Origin of the sequence: Psychrobacter sp. APC 3279, assembly GCF_030407795.1 — a bacterium.
In the GTDB taxonomy this organism is placed as follows: Bacteria; Pseudomonadota; Gammaproteobacteria; order Pseudomonadales; family Moraxellaceae; genus Psychrobacter.
On sequence record NZ_JASDCR010000052.1, the window covers coordinates 1 to 718 of the forward strand.

Here is a 718-nt window from a genome sequence, read left to right on the forward strand (position 1 = left end):
GTACGGTTATCAACGGTGTAGCTGATTGGCGTTGGGTCACCGGTGAAGCCTGCTTCTGGTGTAAAGGTGATGTCACCTGTTACAGGATCAACAGCCCATGAACCTTCGCCTGGTACGTCAACCGATTTGCCGTCATCAGCAATGGTGCCGCCCGCTGGTGATTGTGTGATCATCACAGTCGCCGGGTCTAAGTCGTCTCCACCCTGGCCATCGTTACCAACCACAGCAACCACAACTGGGCTACCTGAGGCGCCTGTTTGCGTGTCATTAACCGCTTGTGGATACTCGATGGTCACAGTCGCTTCATTTGACGTCTCACCAGTACGGTTATCAACGGTGTAGCTGATTGGCGTTGGGTCACCGGTGAAGCCTGCTTCTGGTGTAAAGGTGATGTCACCTGTTACAGGATCAACAGCCCATGAACCTTCGCCTGGTACGTCAACCGATTTGCCGTCATCAGCAATGGTGCCGCCCGCTGGTGATTGTGTGATTACCACAGTCGCCGGGTCTAAGTCGTCTCCACCCTGGCCATCGTTACCAACCACAGCAACCACAACTGGGCTACCTGAGGCGCCTGTTTGCGTGTCATTAACCGCTTGTGGATACTCGATGGTCACAGTCGCTTCATTTGACGTCTCACCAGTACGGTTATCAACGGTGTAGCTGATTGGCGTTGGGTCACCGGTGAAGCCTGCTTCTGGTGTAAAGGTGATGTCAC

The 718-nt window shown here is 54.0% G+C and carries 1 protein-coding gene; it reads right to left on the reverse strand.

What is annotated here, in order from left to right; genetic code table 11:
- On the reverse strand, positions 1 to 718 hold a 718-nt coding region (locus QL898_RS13775), incomplete at both ends, for a hypothetical protein (RefSeq protein ID WP_290177196.1).